Genomic DNA, 16,682 nt, shown 5'->3' with positions numbered 1-16,682 from the left:
CAGGTGTCGCAGTTGGAGAACGTCGTCGGGGACCGCGTACTGATCGCCGTGCAGGCGGTCAACATTTCGCGGCTTTCGACCCATCCGGTGCCCACCGTGCCCGGCACCCTCATCGTCGTCGCGGGCGCCGGTCCGAAGGACTCCAACGGCGCCGGCAAGTCGTCGTTCATCGCGTCGATCACGGCGTTGCTCGGCGACGAGCAGTGGCGTTTCGCCTCCGGGGCCAAGGCGGTGTCCGAGCTGCTCTTCAACGCGGAGCTGGCCAGCGGCGCCGGGGCGCGGCAGTGGGCGAGCGCCGATCACGGCTACATCGTGGGCGTGTTCGGCCGGCCCGGCATGGACGGCTTCGACCAGCCCGGCACGGACCACCCTGAGCAACCTGCCCCGGGGGGCGTCGCTTCACCCGGCCCCGGTCCGGCGGCCGCGACCCCTGAGCGGGCGGGCGAGGGTCCGGCGGCCGGCGGCACAGGGGTGGACCGTGCCGAGGGTGAGCTCGTGCTCGAAAGCCAGGACGGCGAGTTGTTCGAGGTGCCCGACACCTCGGGCGGCGCGCTCACCGTGTGGCTCAAGGTCAACCAGGAGGCGCCGCACCTGGAGATCCGCTGGCGCGAGGGGGTGCACCTGGCGGGCTCCCCGTCCGAGGCGGAGCGGGTGGCGCGGGCCGACGAGATCTGGGCGTCCCTGCCCAAGTCGGCCGGACGGCGCGACGTGGTGGCGCGCGACCTGACCAAGGTCCTCTACGGCGACAAGGTCAGGTGCGTGTCGTTCCTGTCCACGTCCGTACGCAGCAAGGTCGCCACCAACCTGCTCTCCCAGCCGCTCAACGAGATCTCCCCCGAACGCGTCTTCGAGGCCATCGCCGCCCTGACCGGCCTCGACGCCGAGCTGGAGCAGGAGCGCGAGGCCCGCCGTGACGAGCACGCCAAGCGGGTGCGCGCGGCGCAGGCGGCCGAACGCCTGGCGGAGTTCGAGGGTGAGTCGAAGGCGCTGCTGACCACGTTCGACCGGCGCGACCAGGCGCGGGTGCGGCTGGCGGACGCGCTGCGCTGCTGGCGGGGCAGGCAGGCGCGCAAGCTGGCCGACGCGGCGGCCAAGGACGAGTCGCTGGCCGCCGATCTGGAGCGGCACCACGCGGCCGGCGAGGCGGCGGCCGAGGCGATCGCGCTGACGAGGGCGGAGATCGCCACGCTGCGGGAGGACACCCTCGACCGGCAGGTCTCGCAGGCCCGCAAGGAGCTGGCGGCGCTCCAGGCGCGGTCGGCCAAGCTCGACGCCGACCGCGCGGTGGCGGAGAACTCCGCCGACGAGCTGCGCGCGATGATCCCGGCGCTTGAGGAGACGCGGCGGTTCGCCGACGGGCGCGACGTGCCCACGGCGGAGCGGGAGCTGGAGGAGGTGCGCCTGCGGCTCAACGAGGCGCTCAAGGCGCTGGGCGTGGCCGACCAGGAGGTGGCGAGCGCGCAGGCGGCGCTGGACGACGCGGAGGGCGGGCCGGCGGCGGCCCAGCTCAACGCGCTGGCGGCGGCCGGCATCGGCGCGACGGGGCTGCTGGACGCGCTGGACGTGGCCGAGCAGGCCCGCGACGCCGCCCACACGTCCGCTGTCGCGTCACCCTCCCGTGCGGTACGCGGGCCAGGTGCCGGAGATCTCGGCCCCCGGAACGGCGACGGTGAGCGGAACGGCGACGTCCCGAATGCCGGGGCGCCTGACGTCCAGGGTGACGACGGGGCGTCGCGGGACGGCCAGGCTGGAGATGCGGAGGCTGCGCGCAGCGGGCAGAGGGCCGAGGCACTGGGAGCCGCGCTCAAGGCCCGCTACGGGAAGGCGAACGGCGGTGGGGCGAACGGCGGTGGGGCGAAGGCGGCCGGCGGGGTCGTTCTGGGCGGGCTGCGCGGCTGGCCCAACGAGCACGCGGTGATCGTGGACGCGGCGCAGCTGGGTGAGGCCGCTGCCGCGCTGGCCGGATTGCCCGGTTCCGTGCTGGTCAGCTCGGCCGGGGTGAGCGTCGTGGGGGCGTTCGACGGGGTGGCGACCGGGCGGGAAGCCCGGATCAAGGCGGCCGAGCAGCGGCTCAACCGGGCGAAGGACAGCCAGGAGGCGGCGGCGCAGGCCGTACACCATGGGGAGGAAGCCGTCGCCGAGGCGCAGCGGCGGCTCGAAGGGGCCAGGGCCGGGGTGCGGCTGGCCGAGCTGGAGGCGAAGCTGGGCGAGCGGCGGGCGAGGCTGGCCGAGCTCAACGCGGCGATCGAGGAGGTCGCGCCGAAGGTCGCCGAGGCCGAGCGGCAGGCTGGGGCGCTGGACTTCCGGGCCAGGACCAGGGACATGGAGATCGAACGCCTGGAGGGGCGGCGGCACCGGCACGAGGCCGAGCGCTCGCAGGCCCGCGACCAGGCCGCCAAGGTCGCCGCCGAACGCGACTCGCTCAAGCTCGACGCGCTGGCCGCCGACTGGGGCGGCACGGTGGAGATGGCACGCGCATGGCTGGACGCCCTGCCGGAGGAGGAGCGGCCGCGCGCGGCGGAGGAGTGGTGGCGGATCGCCGAGCGCCACTTCGACCAGGCGCTGCGCGACACGTTCCCGGAGGAGGACGCGGAGATCCCGGAGGAGCTGCGGTTCCTGCTGAGCGAGCGGGGCGGCAGCGCGGCGCGGGAGCAGGCGACGTTCGGGGCGGTGTGCGGGGCGCTGGCGTCCTATCTGCGGGGCCAGGAGGAGTACGAACGGCACCAGCGGCGCCAGATCGAGGCCCAGGTCGTCTCCAGGCAGCGCGACCTGGCCGCGGCGGCGCGGGGCGCCGAGGAGGCGGCGCAGTCGACGGCCGTGCACCGGGCGGCGCTGACGGCGGCGATCAAGGCGCGGCTCACGCGGGTGGCGGAGGAGTTCGAGAAGCTGGACACGTCGTACGGCGGGTACGGCGCGACGCTGGAGTTCCCCGTGCCGCCCGCGCCCGCCGACCCCGAGCAGCGCTGGCAGTGGCGGGTGACGCCGAAGTGGCGGCGCGGCGAGGGGCAGGGGTTCGTGCCGTACAACCGGCGGGCCAACACCGCGCTCATGGACGAGAAGGCCGTCAAACTGGTGTGCGCGGCGGCCATCGCCTCGTCAGGGGGCGGGCATCTGTGCCTGGTGCTCGACGAGCTGGGGCGCAACCTGGGCAAGGAGCACCGCCGGGAGGCGGTCGCGCTGTTCAGGCGGATCGGCGAGACGTACGGGATCACGGTGATCGGGGCGTTGCAGGACGACATGGAACCGTACGCGATCGACGCCTGCGGCCAGTACATCAAGCTGCGGCGCTCGTCGGACGCGATGCCGTACAACGAGCCGCCGGTGATCGTGGGGCACGACGAGCACGCCGAACGGGTGCGCGCCCTGGCGGCCTACGTCGAGCGCCCGGCCACCACCTGACGGGTCGGCCGGCGTCGCGTGGGGCGGTCGGCCGCCGGCCTGGTCGGGGCGGCTGCGGCGCGTAGGGCGGTCAACCGGTGACCTGGCCGGGTGGGCCGCGTCGCGTAGGGCCGCCGGCCTGGCCGGGCCGCCGGCGCACGTCCACCGCCCTGCCACCAATTAACCGGCGGGCTCGCGTACGTCGACCGTCCTGCCCCCAACGAGACAGGCAGTGTGCATGCATGCGTCGGACACCCTGGCATCGACGGCATCGGCAGCCCTGCGTGTGTGGACCGCTCGGCTGCTAAGTGGGCGTGCGTCGGGCGGTCGGCCGCTGGTGTCTGGTCGGGTGGGCTGTGTGGCTCGGACGCCCGGCCATCCACGGGTCCTGTCGGGTGCGTGGCTCGGACGGCCGTTCATGTGATCGGCGGGCCGGTGTAGGAGGCGCGTAGGCGGAGGAGGGTGCCCCGGCCGTACTCCTCCATGGCGTGCGCCAGCCAGCCCGCCGCCCTGGCCACCGCGAAGATGGCCTCGCCCGCGCCGCTCACCATGCCGCTCACTGCGGTGAGGACGGCCAGGGCGAAGTCGATGTTGCGCTCGGGAAGGCGGCGCCTGCGCATCTCCTCCAGCACCGCCACCCCGGCCGCGATCCGCTCGTGCCCCGGCGCCGCCTCCTTGACCAGGTCGAGCAGCAGGGCGCCGCGCGCGTCGCCGTTCTTGTAGACGCTGTGGCCGAAGCCGGGGATGCGCTCGCCCCGGCGGACCCGCTCGGCGACCGCCCGCGCGGCCTGGCGCGGCTCGGCGACCTCGGCGAGCAGGCGTTCCGCGCCGTACGACGCGCCGCCGTGCAGCGGGCCGCCCAGCACGCCGAGTCCGGTCAGCACGACCGCGTACGGGTCGGCCCGGGCGGACGCGGCGACCCGCGCGGCCAGCGTGGAGGCGGCCAGTTCGTGGTCGGCGAGCAGCACCAGGGCGGCCTGGACGGCGTCGAGGAGAGCCGGGGTGGCGGGGTGCGGGCACAGGCGGGACCACAGGCGCTCGGCGATCGACTCGCCCTGGGGCTCGCTGAGCTGGGGCAGGGCGTCCACAAGACCGGCGATCATGCGCCGGCCGGTGGCGGTGACAGAGGCGGGGTCGAGCTGGAAGCGCAGGGAGTCGGACGCGCCGAGGACCGTGGTGATCACCTGGAGGCGATCGAGGGGCAGGAGGTCCTCGGGGAGCCCGCGCTGCGCGGCCACGGCGGCTCGCAACGCGTCCGGCTCGCACCGCCACGGCACCGGCCACCGAACCCGCACCCCAGCACCGCCGCTTCCCTCGGTCGCCGGTGGTGCGCCGCCAGGCCCTGCGCCCTCCGGTGCGCCACCGTGACCGGCATCTCCCGGTGCGCCGGCCGGCCTGGCGCTCCTCGGCGCGTCACCGTGCCGGGCGTCCTCCGGTGCGCCGCCGTGCCGGGTGTCCTCCGGTGTGCTGCCGGGCCGAGTGCGTTCCGGGACGGCGGTGTGCCCCGGGTCGGCGGTCCAGAGCCAGGTGGCGACCGTTTCGAAGTCGCCGGTACGTGCCAGCTCCAGCCCGTCCACCCCCCGGTAGTAGGGCCGGTCCACGCCGAGCGCCGTGATGGCCGACTCGATGACCAGCTCCGGCGGCTGGCTGCGGGGCCGCCCCCGGCGGGCGAGGCGCTCGACCTCCTCCGCCGAGAAGAGGCTGCGCCGCCCGTCCTCCCCGTGCCGCCGCCGCAGCACGCCACGGCTCACGTACGCGTACAGCGTGGCCGGTTTGACGCCGAGCCGCTCGGCGGCGGTGGCCGCGTCGATCCACTCCACCCTGCACAGCCCCCTTCAATATGTTGATGAAAATCAATATTGATCCACGTTGAGCGAGCATGTCAACGTGGAGGCATGCCAAAAGTTCACTTCCTCGACGTGACCAACCGGGACGGCGTGCAGACCGCGCGCACCGGCCTGTCGAAGTTCGGCAAGACCATGGTCAACTTCTATCTGGCCAAGCTCGGCGTGGCGCAGTCCGAGATCGGCTTCCCGTTCCTGTTCCACGAGGTCCCGTACGTCAGAGCGCAGGTGGCGCTGGCCGAGGCGGGGGCGTTCGGCGGGTTGCGGCTGTCCGGATGGTGCCGGGGCGTGCCGCAGGACGTGGAGCGGGCGGCCCCGCTCGGGCTCAGGCACTACAACCTGTCCATCTCGACGTCCGACTACATGATCCAGAACAAGTTCCGTGGCCGGCTGGACAGGAGCGCGATCATCCGGGAGATGACGGCCGCGGTGCGCGCCGCCAAGGCCGCCGGCGCCGAGACCGTGGGGGTGAACGCGGAGGACGGTTCGCGTACGGACGACGGCTTCCTGCTGGAGTTCGCGCTGGCGGCCAAGGAGGCGGGCGCCGACCGGGTGCGTTACTGCGACACGATCGGCGGCGACACGCCCGACAGGATCCGCGAGCGCTTCGCCAAGCTGGCCGCCGCCACCGCGATGCCGGTCGAGACCCACTGCCACAACGACCTGGGCCTGGCCGTGGCCAACTCCGTCTCGGGCGCGCTCGGCGACCTCGACGCGGGCCAGGACGCGTGGATCAACACGTGCGTGAACGGCATCGGCGAGCGCTCCGGCAACGCCGACCTGCTCTCCACCGTGCTCGCCTTCCGGCACGGGTTCGGGCTCGACGCGGAGATCGGCGACGCGCTCGACCTGTCGTGGGCGCGCAGGTTCGCGTTGTGGGCGAGTTACGCGTTCGGGCAGCCGCTGCCGTACAACCAGGTCGGGGTGGGGCGCAACGCGTTCGCGCACGAGAGCGGCATCCACGCCGACGGCGCGCTGAAGGACCACGGCAACTACGAGCTGTACGACGAGGCCACGCTGGGCCCGTTCCCCGAGGACCGGCACGCGCGGGCCGGCCGGGTCGTGCTGACCGGCGAGTACGGCGGCAAGGCCGGCTTCCGGCACGTCATGGACGGGCTGGGCGTGGAGGTACGGGAGGAGGACCTGGCGTTCCGGCTGGTGCAGCTCTGCAACGCCATGACCGGCCGCCCGCTCACCGACGACGAGCTGCGCCTGATCGCCGCGTACCCGCGCGAGCTGTCCCTGCTGTTCCCCGGCTACGACACTCCTTAGAACAGCCGGTCAGAGGGATTCCTCGCCCGTCTCGGGCAGCGCCAGCAGGCAGAGCAGGCTCAGCACGGCCATCGCCGCGACGTACACGCCGACGGCCATGACGCCCAGCCCGCTCGCCTGCATGCCGGTGGCCACCAGCGGGGGCACCGCGCCGCCGAGCACGCCGCCGAGGCTGTAGGCGACCGAGGCGCCGCTGTAGCGGAACTGGGTCCTGAACAGCTCCGGCAGGTACGCGCCCATCGGCCCGAAGATCAGCCCCATCAGGCCGAGCGCGCCCGCCAGGGCCAGCCCGACCAGGAGGACGGACCCGGTCTCCATCAGCGGGAACATCACCAGCCCCCACACGATCGCCACGCCCGTCCCGGCGATCAGGGTGCGGCGGCGGCCCAGGCGGTCGGAGACCATCGCGGAGGCCACCGTGCCCGCGGCCATGAACACGACTCCCACCATGGTCAGGGCGAGCATGGTGGTCTTCGGGATCTCCAGCGTGTTGGTGCCGTACGCCAGGCAGTAGGTGGTGGCGGTGTAGAAGAGCGTGTACGCCACGGTCATGGCGCCGGCGCCGAGCAGCACGCGCCTCCACTGGTGCCGCATGAGCCCGGCGAACGGCACCCTGGCGATCCGCCGCTCGTCCATGGCGGCCTGGAAGACCGGGGTCTCGGAGATCTTGAGCCGTACGTACAGGCCGACGATCACGAGCAGCAGGCTCGCCACGAACGGCAGCCGCCACCCCCACGCCCCGAACTCCCCGTCGCTGAGCGTCTCGCCGAGGACGAGGAACAGGCCGTTCGCCACCACGAACCCGACGGACGGGCCGAGCTGCGGGAACATCGCGTAGAGCCCGCGCTTGCCGGGCGGGGCGTGCTCGGTGGCCAGCAGCGCGGCGCCGCCCCACTCGCCCCCGAGCCCGATGCCCTGGGTGAAGCGCAGCAGGACCAGCAGCACCGGCGCGGCCACGCCGATCGACGCGTAGCCGGGCAGCAGCCCGATCACGACCGTGGAGAGGCCCATCACCAGCAGCGACACGACCAGCATCGACTTTCGGCCGACCCGGTCGCCCCAGTGCCCGAACAGGGCGGAGCCGAGCGGGCGGGACAGGAACGCCACGGCGAACGTCGAGAACGCCGCCAGGCTGCCCGCCACGGAGTCCATCTTGGGGAAGAACGCGGTGTTGAGCACCAGCGCCGCCGCCGTGCCGTAGATGTAGAAGTCGTAGAACTCGATCGCGGTGCCGATGAGGCTGGCGGCCGCGATCCTGGACCTGCTGGGCGCGGCGAGCTGGGGGGACGTCGTCATGGTGTCTCACTATGCGGACTAGCGTCTTGTGACGTGATACTGAGAAGCTATCACCCGCGATATGTCACATGGGAAGGGATTCGGGTTGGCTGTCGATCTGGTCATCTTCGACTGCGACGGAGTGCTCGTGGACAGCGAGCCGATCTCCGTGCGCGTGGGCACGGCGGCGCTGCGGCGCCTGGGCTGGACGATCGAGGAGGCGGAGTACGCCGAGCGGTTCGTCGGCTGCTCGAACGAGTACTGGGAGCAGCAGGTGGGCGAGACGCCCCCGGGCTGGTGGGAGCAGGTCCGCACCGAGTACGAGGCCGCGGTCAAGGCCGAGCTGTGCGCGGTCGAGGGCATCGTGGAGGCGCTCGACCGGCTGACCCTGCCCGTCTGCGTGGCCTCGAACGGCCGGCACACCACGATCCGCCGCAGCCTGGAGCTGACGGGGCTGGCCGAGCGGTTCGGCGGGCGGGTGTTCAGCGCGGAGGACGTGGCCCAGGGCAAGCCGGCGCCGGACCTGTTCCTGCACGCGGCGGCCACGCTGGGGGCGGCGCCGGAGCGGTGCGTGGTGGTGGAGGACAGCCCGTTCGGCGTGACGGCGGCGGTGAGCGCCGGCATGCGCTGCCTCGCCTTCGCGGGCGGCCTCACCCCGGCCTCGCGCCTCAACGGCCTGGGCGCCACCCTCTTCCACCACCCGGCCGCGCTGCCCGACCTGATCGACGCGCTCCGCTGAGGCGGAGGTCAGGCCGGCAGCGTGTGCCCCTCGTCGTCCAGGTAGTCGCGCCAGGTGCGCTTCGGCGTCCAGCCCAGCAGGCGGTGCGCCTTGGCGCACGAGATGCCCGAGGAGTCCTTCCGGTCGAGCGGGCGCAGCGCGATCCGGTCGCCGTAGTGCTCGCGCAGCACCGCGGCGAAGTCGTGGCCGCCCGCGTTGTCGGGCGCCGCGATGTAGAACACCTCGTGGCCGGGTAGGTCGGACTCCGTGGCCAGGACGATCGCGTCGGCGAGGTCGTACACGTCGGTGTAGCTCCACAGCCCCGCCCCGATCACGGAGGCGTCGCGCACCTGGGGGCCGATGTTGCGCTCGTAGTTGCCCTCGTGCTGCACCCAGCTCGGCCGCAGCGAGATGCACGCGATGTCGGAGCGGCGCACCGCGGCGTCCATGAGCTGCTCGCCGAAGTGCTTGGACAGCGCGTACGGGTCCTGCGGCCGGGCCGGGTGCTCCTCGTCCACCGGCGCGTAGTCGGGCAGGAACGGCCGGTCGGCGAAGAAGTAGCCGGGGACGGTCTCGCTGGAGATGTTCACGAAACGGGAGACGCCGCAGCGGACCGCGGCCTCGATCATGTTGAACGTGGCCATCAGGTTGTTGTGGAACACCACGTGCGGCGCGTTGGCCGTGGGGTCGGGGATGGCGGCGGCGTGCACGACCGCGTCCGCCCCGTGCACCACGGCGAACGCCTGCCCGGCGTCGGTCAGCTCGGCCTGCTTGTAGCCGGGCTCGTCGGGCTCGTGCCGCTCGAAGACCGGGCGCGTGACATCGACGCCGGTCACCTCGTGACCGGCCGCGGCCAGCGCCTTGACGGCCGCGCGGCCTACCTTGCCGTGGGCTCCGGTGACGACGACGCGCATGGGCTCGCTCCTTAAGGGGTTCGGTGCGAGAAATCTACGCGAGATCCGCGCCCGGCCGCTCCCCCGCCCGTCCGCCCTGCGCGTACACGGAGTGCCGGCAAGAAGATCAGATCCGGCACGTGCGGCGTCAAGGGCGGTACGGGTCGGTGAAGGGGCTGGTCAGGTGGGCCGTTGCCAGGGTGGTGCGGCGTCGTCTGGCGTCCGCGAGCAGGGTACGGCGCGTTTCGGCGGCCACCGCCTGGTCGGCCTCCAGCGCGTAGCGGACGTCCGGGTTGACCAGTTGCACGGCGTGCACCAGAACGTCGCCGGTGATCATCATGCGCCGGCCGTGGCCGTCGACGAGCACCGACTGGTGCCCCACGGTGTGGCCCGGTGTCGGGATCGCGGTGAGCCGGCTGCCGCGCGCGCCCGCCAGCCGTACCTCGCCGGAGATCTCGTGGAGTTGCCCGGTGCGTTGCAAGGGGACGATCAGGTAGTCGCGCATCGGGCTGTTCTCCGCGAGCCGCGCCACCTCGGTCCGCTGGACGACGTACCGGGCGTTCGGGAACGTCGGCACCCCGTCCGTGCTCACCGACCAGCCCATGTGGTCCTCGTGGACGTGGGTCAGCACGACGAGGTCCACGTCCGCCACGTCGAGGTGGGCGGCGGCGAGCAGGTCGGGCAGGACACCGGGGGCGGCCCACGTGGAGCCGGGGCTGCCGGCCGGGCCGACCCCGGCGTCCACGAGCGCGATCCGCCCGCCGGGACGCCGCACCGCGTAGCAGCGGAAGTCGAGCTTCCAGGCCAGGCCGGGGCCGAACGCGCCGGGGTCGGCCCGGCGGGCCCGCCGCCAGTCGGCGTCCGTCGCGTCAGGGAACATCTCGGTCCGCGTGGCGGGAAAGGTGTCGGTGGAGTCGCGAAGCGCCACGACGTCGAAGGCGCCCACGGACCTTGACGTGATGGCCCCGCCCGGCGACGCCTCTGCCAGCGCGGCTCCGGGAAGGGCGGTCGCCGGCAGGAGCGCGCCCGCTCCTGCGGCCACCGCGCCCCACAGGAACGTCCGTCGTTGCACTCCGGTCATGGGTCTGTCTCCTCTGCGTTCGGCTCCGGGGATCATCCTGATCGAGGCGGCCAAGGCGGCAGGAGTAACAGGAATGTCAACATGCGCTACATTCCTGCCATGCGCAGCGTCGCTCTCCTCATGCATGACGAGATGAGCGTTCTGGACTACTCGGTGGCCTGCTGGGTGTGGGGAGCCGATCGCTCCCGCGCCGGGGTGCCGCGGTTCGACCTGCGGCTCTGCTCGGCCGACGGAGCTCCGGTCACGATGGAGCCCGCCGCGCTCGTGCGGGCCGCGCACACGCTGGACGGCCTCGCCGACGCCGACCTGATCGTCATCCCCGGCGCCGGCATCCCCCGCGAGCCGCTGGACGGGCGGCTGGCCGACGCGCTGCGCGCGGCGGCCGATCGGGGCACCGACATCGCCGCCCTGTGCAGCGGCGCCTTCGTGCTGGCCGCCGCCGGGCTGCTGGACGGGCGCCGCGCCACCACCCACTGGCTGCTGGCGGGGCGACTGGCCGAGGCGCACCCCGAGGTCACCGTCGATCCCGGCGCTCTGTTCGTGGAGGATCGCGGCATCTGGACCTCGGCGGGCGCCACCGCGGGCATCGACCTGTGCCTGCACCTCGTACGGCTGGCGCACGGCGTCAACGTGGCCAACACCATCGCCCGCCACCTGGTCGCCGCCGGTCACCGCGACGGCGCGCAGGCCCAGTACGTCGCCCGGCCGGTCCCCGCCCCGGGGTCGGCCGCCCCGGACATCGCCGCCACCCAGGCGTGGGCGCTGGAGCGTCTCGACCAGTCGCTGACCGTGGCGGACCTGGCCGCGCACGCCCGGACCAGCCCGCGCACGTTCGCCCGCCACTTCGCCGACTACACCGGCACCACCCCGGCCCAGTGGCTGCTGCACGCCCGCATCGCCCGCGCCCAGCAGTTGCTGGAGTCCACGACGCTGCCCATCGACCAGGTCGCGGCGCGCTGCGGCTTCGGCGTCACCGCGCTGCTGCGCCGCCACTTCGCCCGGCTGATCGGCACCTCGCCCGGCCGCTACCGCCGCCTGTACGGCCACTGAACCAGATCGACCTGATCCTGGTGCGTCAGCCGGCCGGCGAGTGCCGCGCGTACATCACCCGCCGGCCCGCCCGGGAGCAGGGCCCCGATCAGCTCGGCGAGGAAATCCGGCAGGCGGAGCTCATCCGGTGGTCGAGGCCGCGCGGCACGGGAGCCGGGCCGCCGCAGCGGGGGACCTCAGCGCACGCCGGCCAGTGACAGGGTGGAGCCCGTGCGGGTCTTGGTGACCTTGAGCTGGGCGGTGATCCGTGACCGCAGCTCGGCGACGTGGCTGACGATGCCCACGGCCCGCCCGCCGTCGCGCAGCCCGTCGAGGATGTCCAGCACGCCGTCGAGGGTGTCCTCGTCGAGGGTGCCGAAGCCCTCGTCCACGAACAGCGTGCCGAGCTCCGTGCCGCCGGCCTCGGCCGTGACGACGTCGGCCAGGCCCAGCGCCAGGGCCAGGGAGGTGATGAAGCTCTCGCCGCCGGACAGCGTGGCCGGGTCGCGATCGACGCCGGTCCACCCGTCGGCCACCCGCAGCCCCAGCCCGCCGCCCGAGCGCCCCCGCGACCCCGCGGTCTTCCGCAGGTCGTGCCGCAGCAGGTAGCGCCCCGCCGACATGTGGTCGAGCCGCTCGTTCGCGGCGTCCACGACCTGCCGCAGCCGCTCGCCCAGCACGAACGACGACAGGCTCATGCTCCACTGGTTGTCGCTGGACGTCCCGCTGGCCAGCGCCGCCATCCGCTCGGCCAGCCGGTGCCGCTCGGCGGCGGGGAGCCACCGCTCGATGCGCTCGCGCAGCTCGCCGTGCAGCTCCTCGAGGCGTTCCGCCCTGGCCACGGCGCGGTCGCGCTCGCTCGACAGCCGCGTGTACGCCTCCTCCGCGCCGTCGCGTTCGCTCTCGATCGCCACCAGGTCGGGCGCGGGCTCGGCGGCGGCCGCGATCAGCTCCGGACTGGCGAGGACGCTGGTCACGGCGGCGTGCTCGTCGTCCAGCCGCCGCAACGCCTCCGCCCTGCGCTCCCGCTCGGCCGGGCTCCTGACCGCCGCCTCCGCCTCCGCCACGTCCGCGAACCCCGACTCGACGGCCGCCTCGTGGGCCGCCCGCCGGGCCCTGACCAGTTCCTCGCCCGCCGCCAGCGCCGCCTGCGTCGCCTCCAGCGCCTCGCGCAGCAGCTCGGCCTCGTCGTGCAGCCTGGACAGGCGCGCGGTCAGGGTGGCGTCGTCGCCCCGCGCGGCGTCCAGCCGCGCGCCGAGCCGCCCGGCGTCGCCGCTCAGCTCTTCGTGCCTCGTGCGGCAGGCCGCGAGCCGCGCCGCCACCCGGCGCCCGCGCTCCTCCAGCTCCAGGCGCTCCTTGCCGAGCGCCGCCGCCTCCCGTGCCAGCACCGGCTCCTCACCGGACGACGCCCGCAACCTGCGCAGTTCGCGCTCGGCACGGTCGAGCAGGACAGGCCCGTCCGCCCCCTCCGGCCCGGAGCCGCCGCCGGGCGCCGGAGCGTCCCCTTCTGCGCCCGCCACCCCGGCGTCCCGCCCGATGCCGGGCGGCCCAGCCACCGCGCCGGGAGCACCGCTCGCCACGGCGGCGCTCTCCTGGGCGGGCCGGAAGCCGGCGGGATCGGCGACCGTCTCCGCATCCGGAGGCTCGATGAGGCGGGTGTGGAGGCGGGCGCGTTCGGACTCCAGGTGGGTGCGGTGGGCGCGGTGGGCCGCGAGGGCCTCGGCGATCTCCCTGGCCTGGTCTCTCACCCGTTCGCGTTCGGTCTCGATCCGGTCGAGGGCGGCGGCCAGGGCGGGCTCGCGGTCGGCCACCGCCTGGAGGCGGGCCACCTCCTCCTCCGCCCCCAGCACTTGGGCCTCCGCCGTCGGCACGTCCAGCCCCTCCGTGGCCTCCAGCGCGTCGGCGTGCCGGGACTCGAGGGAGGCGAGGGCGCGTTCGGCCGCCTCGCGTTCGGTCAGGGCGGCTTCGTGGGCGGCCTCGGCCGCGTGCTCGTCGTCGGCCGAAGGGGCGCTGGGGGCCGGAGAGGCGGGATGGGGGTGGTGGTCGGAGCCGCAGACGGCGCACGGCCGCCCCTCCGTCAGGTCGCGGGCCAGCTCCGCCGCCATGCCGTCGATGCGGGCCTGACGCAGGTCGAGCCAGCGTTCGCGCAGCGCCTGGGCGTGGTCGACGAGCACCTGGTGGGCGGCGACGGCGGCCTCCAGCTCCACGGCCAGGGCGTCGCGGCGGCGGGTGGCCTCGAGCGTGGCCCTGGCGGCGTCGAGGCTCGCGGAAGCCGCCGGGACGGCCGCCGCCTGCGCCCGCACCTCCGCCAGCGCCGCCCCGGCGTCGGCGACGCGGCCGGGCAGCTCGGCCTCGGCGGCCGACACCTCGGCCTCGCGCTGTGCCAGCGCGTCGAGCTCTCCGGCCAGCGCGGCCAGCTCGTCGTCGATCTCGATGAGATGGGCGGCGGCATCGCGTACGGCCTGCGCGGCGGGGATCCTGGCGGCGTCCACCCGCGCCTGCGCCAGCCTGGCCTCCGCGCGTTCGATGAGCCCGGGGAGGACGGCCAGCCGCGCGCTCACGGCCTCGTCGGCGCCGACCAGCTCCGCCAGCTCCTCCTCGACCCGCAGCAGGTCGCGCCGCACCACCGACAGCCTGGCCTCTTCGGTGAGCAGCTCCGACAGCCGCGCGATCTCCGCCTGCCGCTCCCGCTCCAGCCGCGCCAGCTCATCCGCCGGAGCACCGTCCGCCCAGGAATCTCCTACCGGGGACGCGGCGCCAGGGCCGGACGCCGTCTCCGAGCCGCCTGAGCCGCGATCGGCGCCACGGCCGGACGCCGTCTCAGCCGTCTCAGCCGTCTCCGAGCCGCCTGAGCCCGGACCGGGACCATAGGCGGGGGCCGGCCCGGGCGCCGGGCGTTCCCGTTCAGCCTGCCGGGTCAGCAGGGGACGGGCCCGGGCGAGGGCGTCGGCGGCCAGGGCGCGTGCCTTGGTGGCGGCCTCCGAGCGCTGCCTGACCGCCGTGATCAGGGGCAGCACCCGGTCGGCCCGCGCGGCGTCGTCGAGGATGGCCTGCAGGTCGGCTCGCTCGTCCGCCCGCTCGTCGAGAGTGCGGCGCACGGTGAGCGCCTCGGCGTAGCGGTGCTGCCGGTCGGCCAGCGCGGCTGCCTGCTCGAACCGCAGCCGCGCCGCCCGCAGCGCCCGCCCGGCCGACGCGTGATCCTCGCCGATCCTGGTCACGACGGCCCGCGCCGCGTCGAGCAGCGCCCCCGCCCATCGCACGGGATCGTCCTCGGGCGTGGGCACCGCGTCGTCGTGCGCGACGCCGGCCGCCGATGCGGCATCCGGATCGGGCGTCGCCTCGCCCAGCGCGTGGAGGGCGTCGCCAGCCGCCTCCTCCACCCGCTTGACCGCGAAGTCGACCTCCTGCCGGAGCTCCTGCGCCTCCCGCCACGCCAGCTTGCGGTGCTCGGCCAGCCACGACTCGGCCTGGGTGAAGACCTTGACCGTGAAGAGCCGCTCCAGCAGCTTGGCCCGGTCGTCGCCGTCCGCGCGCAGGAACCGCGCGAAATCCCCCTGCGGCAACATCGCCACCTGGCAGAACTGGTCGGCGTTCATGCCCAGCAGCCCGCCCACCAGGTCGCCCGCCTCGTCGAGCCGGGTCGTCAGCCCCTGCCACTCGGCCCCGTGCCGCTCCGACACGACGACCTTGGCCTTCTCCTCCGTGAAGCCGGCGCCGCGCAGCTTGGGCCGCCGCCACGCGGGTGAGCGCTGGATGCGGAGTAACCGGCCGCGGATGGACACCTCCAGCGTCACCGACGGCCCGGTCGTGGGCGCGGCGTGGTCGCAGCGGAGGCTGCGGGCGCTGTTGCGCTGGCCGGGGACCTGGCCGTAGAGGGCGAAGCAGAGCGCGTCGAGAATCGTGGTCTTGCCCGCGCCCGTGGGCCCGTGGACCAGGAAAAGGCCCGCCTCGGCCAGCGCGTCGAAGTCGACCGTCTCCGAGCCCGGGAACGACCCGAACGCCGTCAGCGAGAGCCGGTGCGGCCGCATCTACGCCATCGTCTCCTTCACCCTGGACGCCTCGATGGCCTGTCTTAGCAGGTCTTCCTCCTCAGGTGCGGCAGGCTCGCCGCGAACCTCCCTGACGAAATCGAGCGCCACCTCCGCCTCCGGCCGCCCGCTGAGGCGTACGGGCTGGGCGGCGGGCGCGGCGCCGACCGGCTCGAAGGACAGGGCGAGGGTATGGGGGAAGCGGGCGCGCAGGCGGTCCATGGCGGACTTGGGGCGGACCGCGTCGGTGAGGACGACCTGCAGCCAGTGGTCCTCGTACGCCGCGTGCCGGGGCGAGGTCAGCAGCTCCTCCAGCTCGCCCCGCAGCCGCCCCACCGGCCGGGGCACGGGCGCCGGCACGAACTCCGCCCCGCCGCCCAGGGTGACCAGCCACGAGCCCTTGACGTGGCCGACCTCCGAGAACGAGTAGGCCAGCGGGGAGCCGGAGTAGCGCACGGTCTCCGACATGCGCTGCCGCCCGTGCAGGTGCCCCAGCGCGACGTAGGACACCCCGTCGAAGGCCGACAGCGGCACGTGCGCCACCCCGCCCACGCTGATGTCGCGCTCGCTGTCGCTGGCCTGCCCGCCGGTGACGAAGCAGTGCGACAGCACGACGGACGCGCGGTGGCGGGCGGCGTCGGCCCTGATCCGGTCCATCGCGTACGTGATGGCGGCGGTGTGGCTGCGGTCGGGCAGCTCCCAGGCGGCGCGGACCAGCTCGGGCTCGAGGTAGGGGATGCCATAAAAGGCCACGTCGCCGACCGTCACCGGCTCCCACGACCGGTCGGGCGAGGTGCGCACGTGGACGCCGGCGGCCTCGAAGAGCGCCGAGCCGAAGCGCAGCCGCAACGCGGAGTCGTGGTTGCCGCTGATCAGCACCACCCGGGCGCCGGCCGCGCGCAGCCGCGCGAGCGCCTCGTCGAGCAGCGCGACCGCGTCGACGGGCGGCAGCGCCCGGTCGTAGACGTCACCCGCGACCGCGACCACGTCGACCCGCTCCGAGCGCACCGTCTCGACCAGGTGGTCGACGAACGCCGCCTGCCCGGCGAGCAGGCTCTCGCGATGGAACGAGCGCCCGAGGTGCCAGTCGGAGGTGTGCAGGATCCGCATGTCGCAGGAAGCTAACAGGTCCCACTGACATATGCGGTCGCTTCCGCCCCAGGC

Annotated in this window: 10 protein-coding genes; 4 read left to right on the top strand and 6 right to left on the bottom strand. The window is 74.4% G+C overall.

The features are described 5' to 3' along the window. Positions 1–3: 3 nt before the first annotated feature. Entirely contained in the window at positions 4–3,399 is a 3,396-nt protein-coding gene (locus FH608_RS27485; protein ID WP_394367704.1) for a coiled-coil domain-containing protein, read from the top strand. A gap of 395 nt (positions 3,400–3,794) precedes the next feature. Here the strand turns inward: FH608_RS27485 and FH608_RS27480 are convergent, their stop codons facing one another. Next, a complete protein-coding gene (locus FH608_RS27480) occupies positions 3,795–5,198 on the bottom strand; it encodes a citrate synthase (RefSeq protein ID WP_139633469.1) in 1,404 nt (467 codons plus the stop codon). Positions 5,199–5,273: 75 nt separating this feature from the next. Between FH608_RS27480 and FH608_RS27475 the strand changes: the two genes are divergently transcribed. After that, positions 5,274–6,494 carry a LeuA family protein gene (locus tag FH608_RS27475; protein ID WP_139633468.1) on the top strand — a complete coding sequence of 407 codons (1,221 nt, stop codon included), beginning with the start codon at positions 5,274–5,276 and terminating at the stop codon, positions 6,492–6,494. 9 nt (positions 6,495–6,503) lie between these two features. Here the strand turns inward: FH608_RS27475 and FH608_RS27470 are convergent, their stop codons facing one another. Next, positions 6,504–7,790: an MFS transporter gene (locus tag FH608_RS27470; RefSeq protein ID WP_139633467.1), complete on the bottom strand. Its 1,287-nt coding sequence runs from the start codon at positions 7,788–7,790 to the stop codon at positions 6,504–6,506. Between the two features lie 85 nt (positions 7,791–7,875). On the opposite strand from FH608_RS27470, the gene FH608_RS27465 reads away from it, so the two are divergent. Continuing rightward, complete coding sequence (locus FH608_RS27465) at positions 7,876–8,508, top strand: HAD family hydrolase (protein ID WP_226899958.1); 633 nt, start codon at positions 7,876–7,878, stop codon at positions 8,506–8,508. 8 nt (positions 8,509–8,516) lie between these two features. Here FH608_RS27465 and FH608_RS27460 read toward each other — a convergent pair whose 3' ends face one another. Together FH608_RS27460 and FH608_RS27455 are read right to left on the bottom strand one after the other, a co-directional pair. Beyond that, positions 8,517–9,401: an NAD-dependent epimerase/dehydratase family protein gene (locus FH608_RS27460; protein WP_139633465.1), complete on the bottom strand. Its 885-nt coding sequence runs from the start codon at positions 9,399–9,401 to the stop codon at positions 8,517–8,519. Positions 9,402–9,528: 127 nt separating this feature from the next. Continuing rightward, complete coding sequence (locus FH608_RS27455) at positions 9,529–10,461, bottom strand: MBL fold metallo-hydrolase (protein WP_139633464.1); 933 nt, start codon at positions 10,459–10,461, stop codon at positions 9,529–9,531. A 99-nt stretch (positions 10,462–10,560) separates the two neighbouring features. On the opposite strand from FH608_RS27455, the gene FH608_RS27450 reads away from it, so the two are divergent. Continuing rightward, entirely contained in the window at positions 10,561–11,511 is a 951-nt protein-coding gene (locus FH608_RS27450) for a GlxA family transcriptional regulator (RefSeq protein ID WP_139633463.1), read from the top strand. A 176-nt stretch (positions 11,512–11,687) separates the two neighbouring features. On the opposite strand, the gene FH608_RS27445 is transcribed toward FH608_RS27450, so the two are convergent. Both FH608_RS27445 and FH608_RS27440 read right to left on the bottom strand, forming a co-directional pair. Then, complete coding sequence (locus tag FH608_RS27445) at positions 11,688–15,518, bottom strand: AAA family ATPase (RefSeq protein ID WP_139633462.1); 3,831 nt, start codon at positions 15,516–15,518, stop codon at positions 11,688–11,690. After that, entirely contained in the window at positions 15,519–16,628 is a 1,110-nt protein-coding gene (locus FH608_RS27440; protein ID WP_139633461.1) for an exonuclease SbcCD subunit D, read from the bottom strand. Between the last annotated feature and the right edge of the window lie 54 nt (positions 16,629–16,682).

The organism is Nonomuraea phyllanthi (assembly GCF_006334985.2).
GTDB lineage: Bacteria > Actinomycetota > Actinomycetes > Streptosporangiales > Streptosporangiaceae > Nonomuraea > Nonomuraea phyllanthi.
Note: the sequence above shows the minus strand (reverse complement) of the source record. Positions and strands in the feature narration are given on the sequence as shown.

Bases quoted from the DNA above. Each gene is read 5' to 3' on its own strand.
- FH608_RS27475 (WP_139633468.1), top strand. From the start codon at position 5,274: ATGCCAAAAGTTCACTTCCTCGACGTGACCAACCGGGACGGCGTGCAG.
- FH608_RS27470 (WP_139633467.1), bottom strand. From the start codon at position 7,790: ATGACGACGTCCCCCCAGCTCGCCGCGCCCAGCAGGTCCAGGATCGCG.
- FH608_RS27460 (WP_139633465.1), bottom strand. From the start codon at position 9,401: ATGCGCGTCGTCGTCACCGGAGCCCACGGCAAGGTAGGCCGCGCGGCC.
- FH608_RS27455 (WP_139633464.1), bottom strand. From the start codon at position 10,461: ATGACCGGAGTGCAACGACGGACGTTCCTGTGGGGCGCGGTGGCCGCA.
- FH608_RS27450 (WP_139633463.1), top strand. From the start codon at position 10,561: ATGCGCAGCGTCGCTCTCCTCATGCATGACGAGATGAGCGTTCTGGAC.
- FH608_RS27445 (WP_139633462.1), bottom strand. From the start codon at position 15,518: ATGCGGCCGCACCGGCTCTCGCTGACGGCGTTCGGGTCGTTCCCGGGC.
- FH608_RS27440 (WP_139633461.1), bottom strand. From the start codon at position 16,628: ATGCGGATCCTGCACACCTCCGACTGGCACCTCGGGCGCTCGTTCCAT.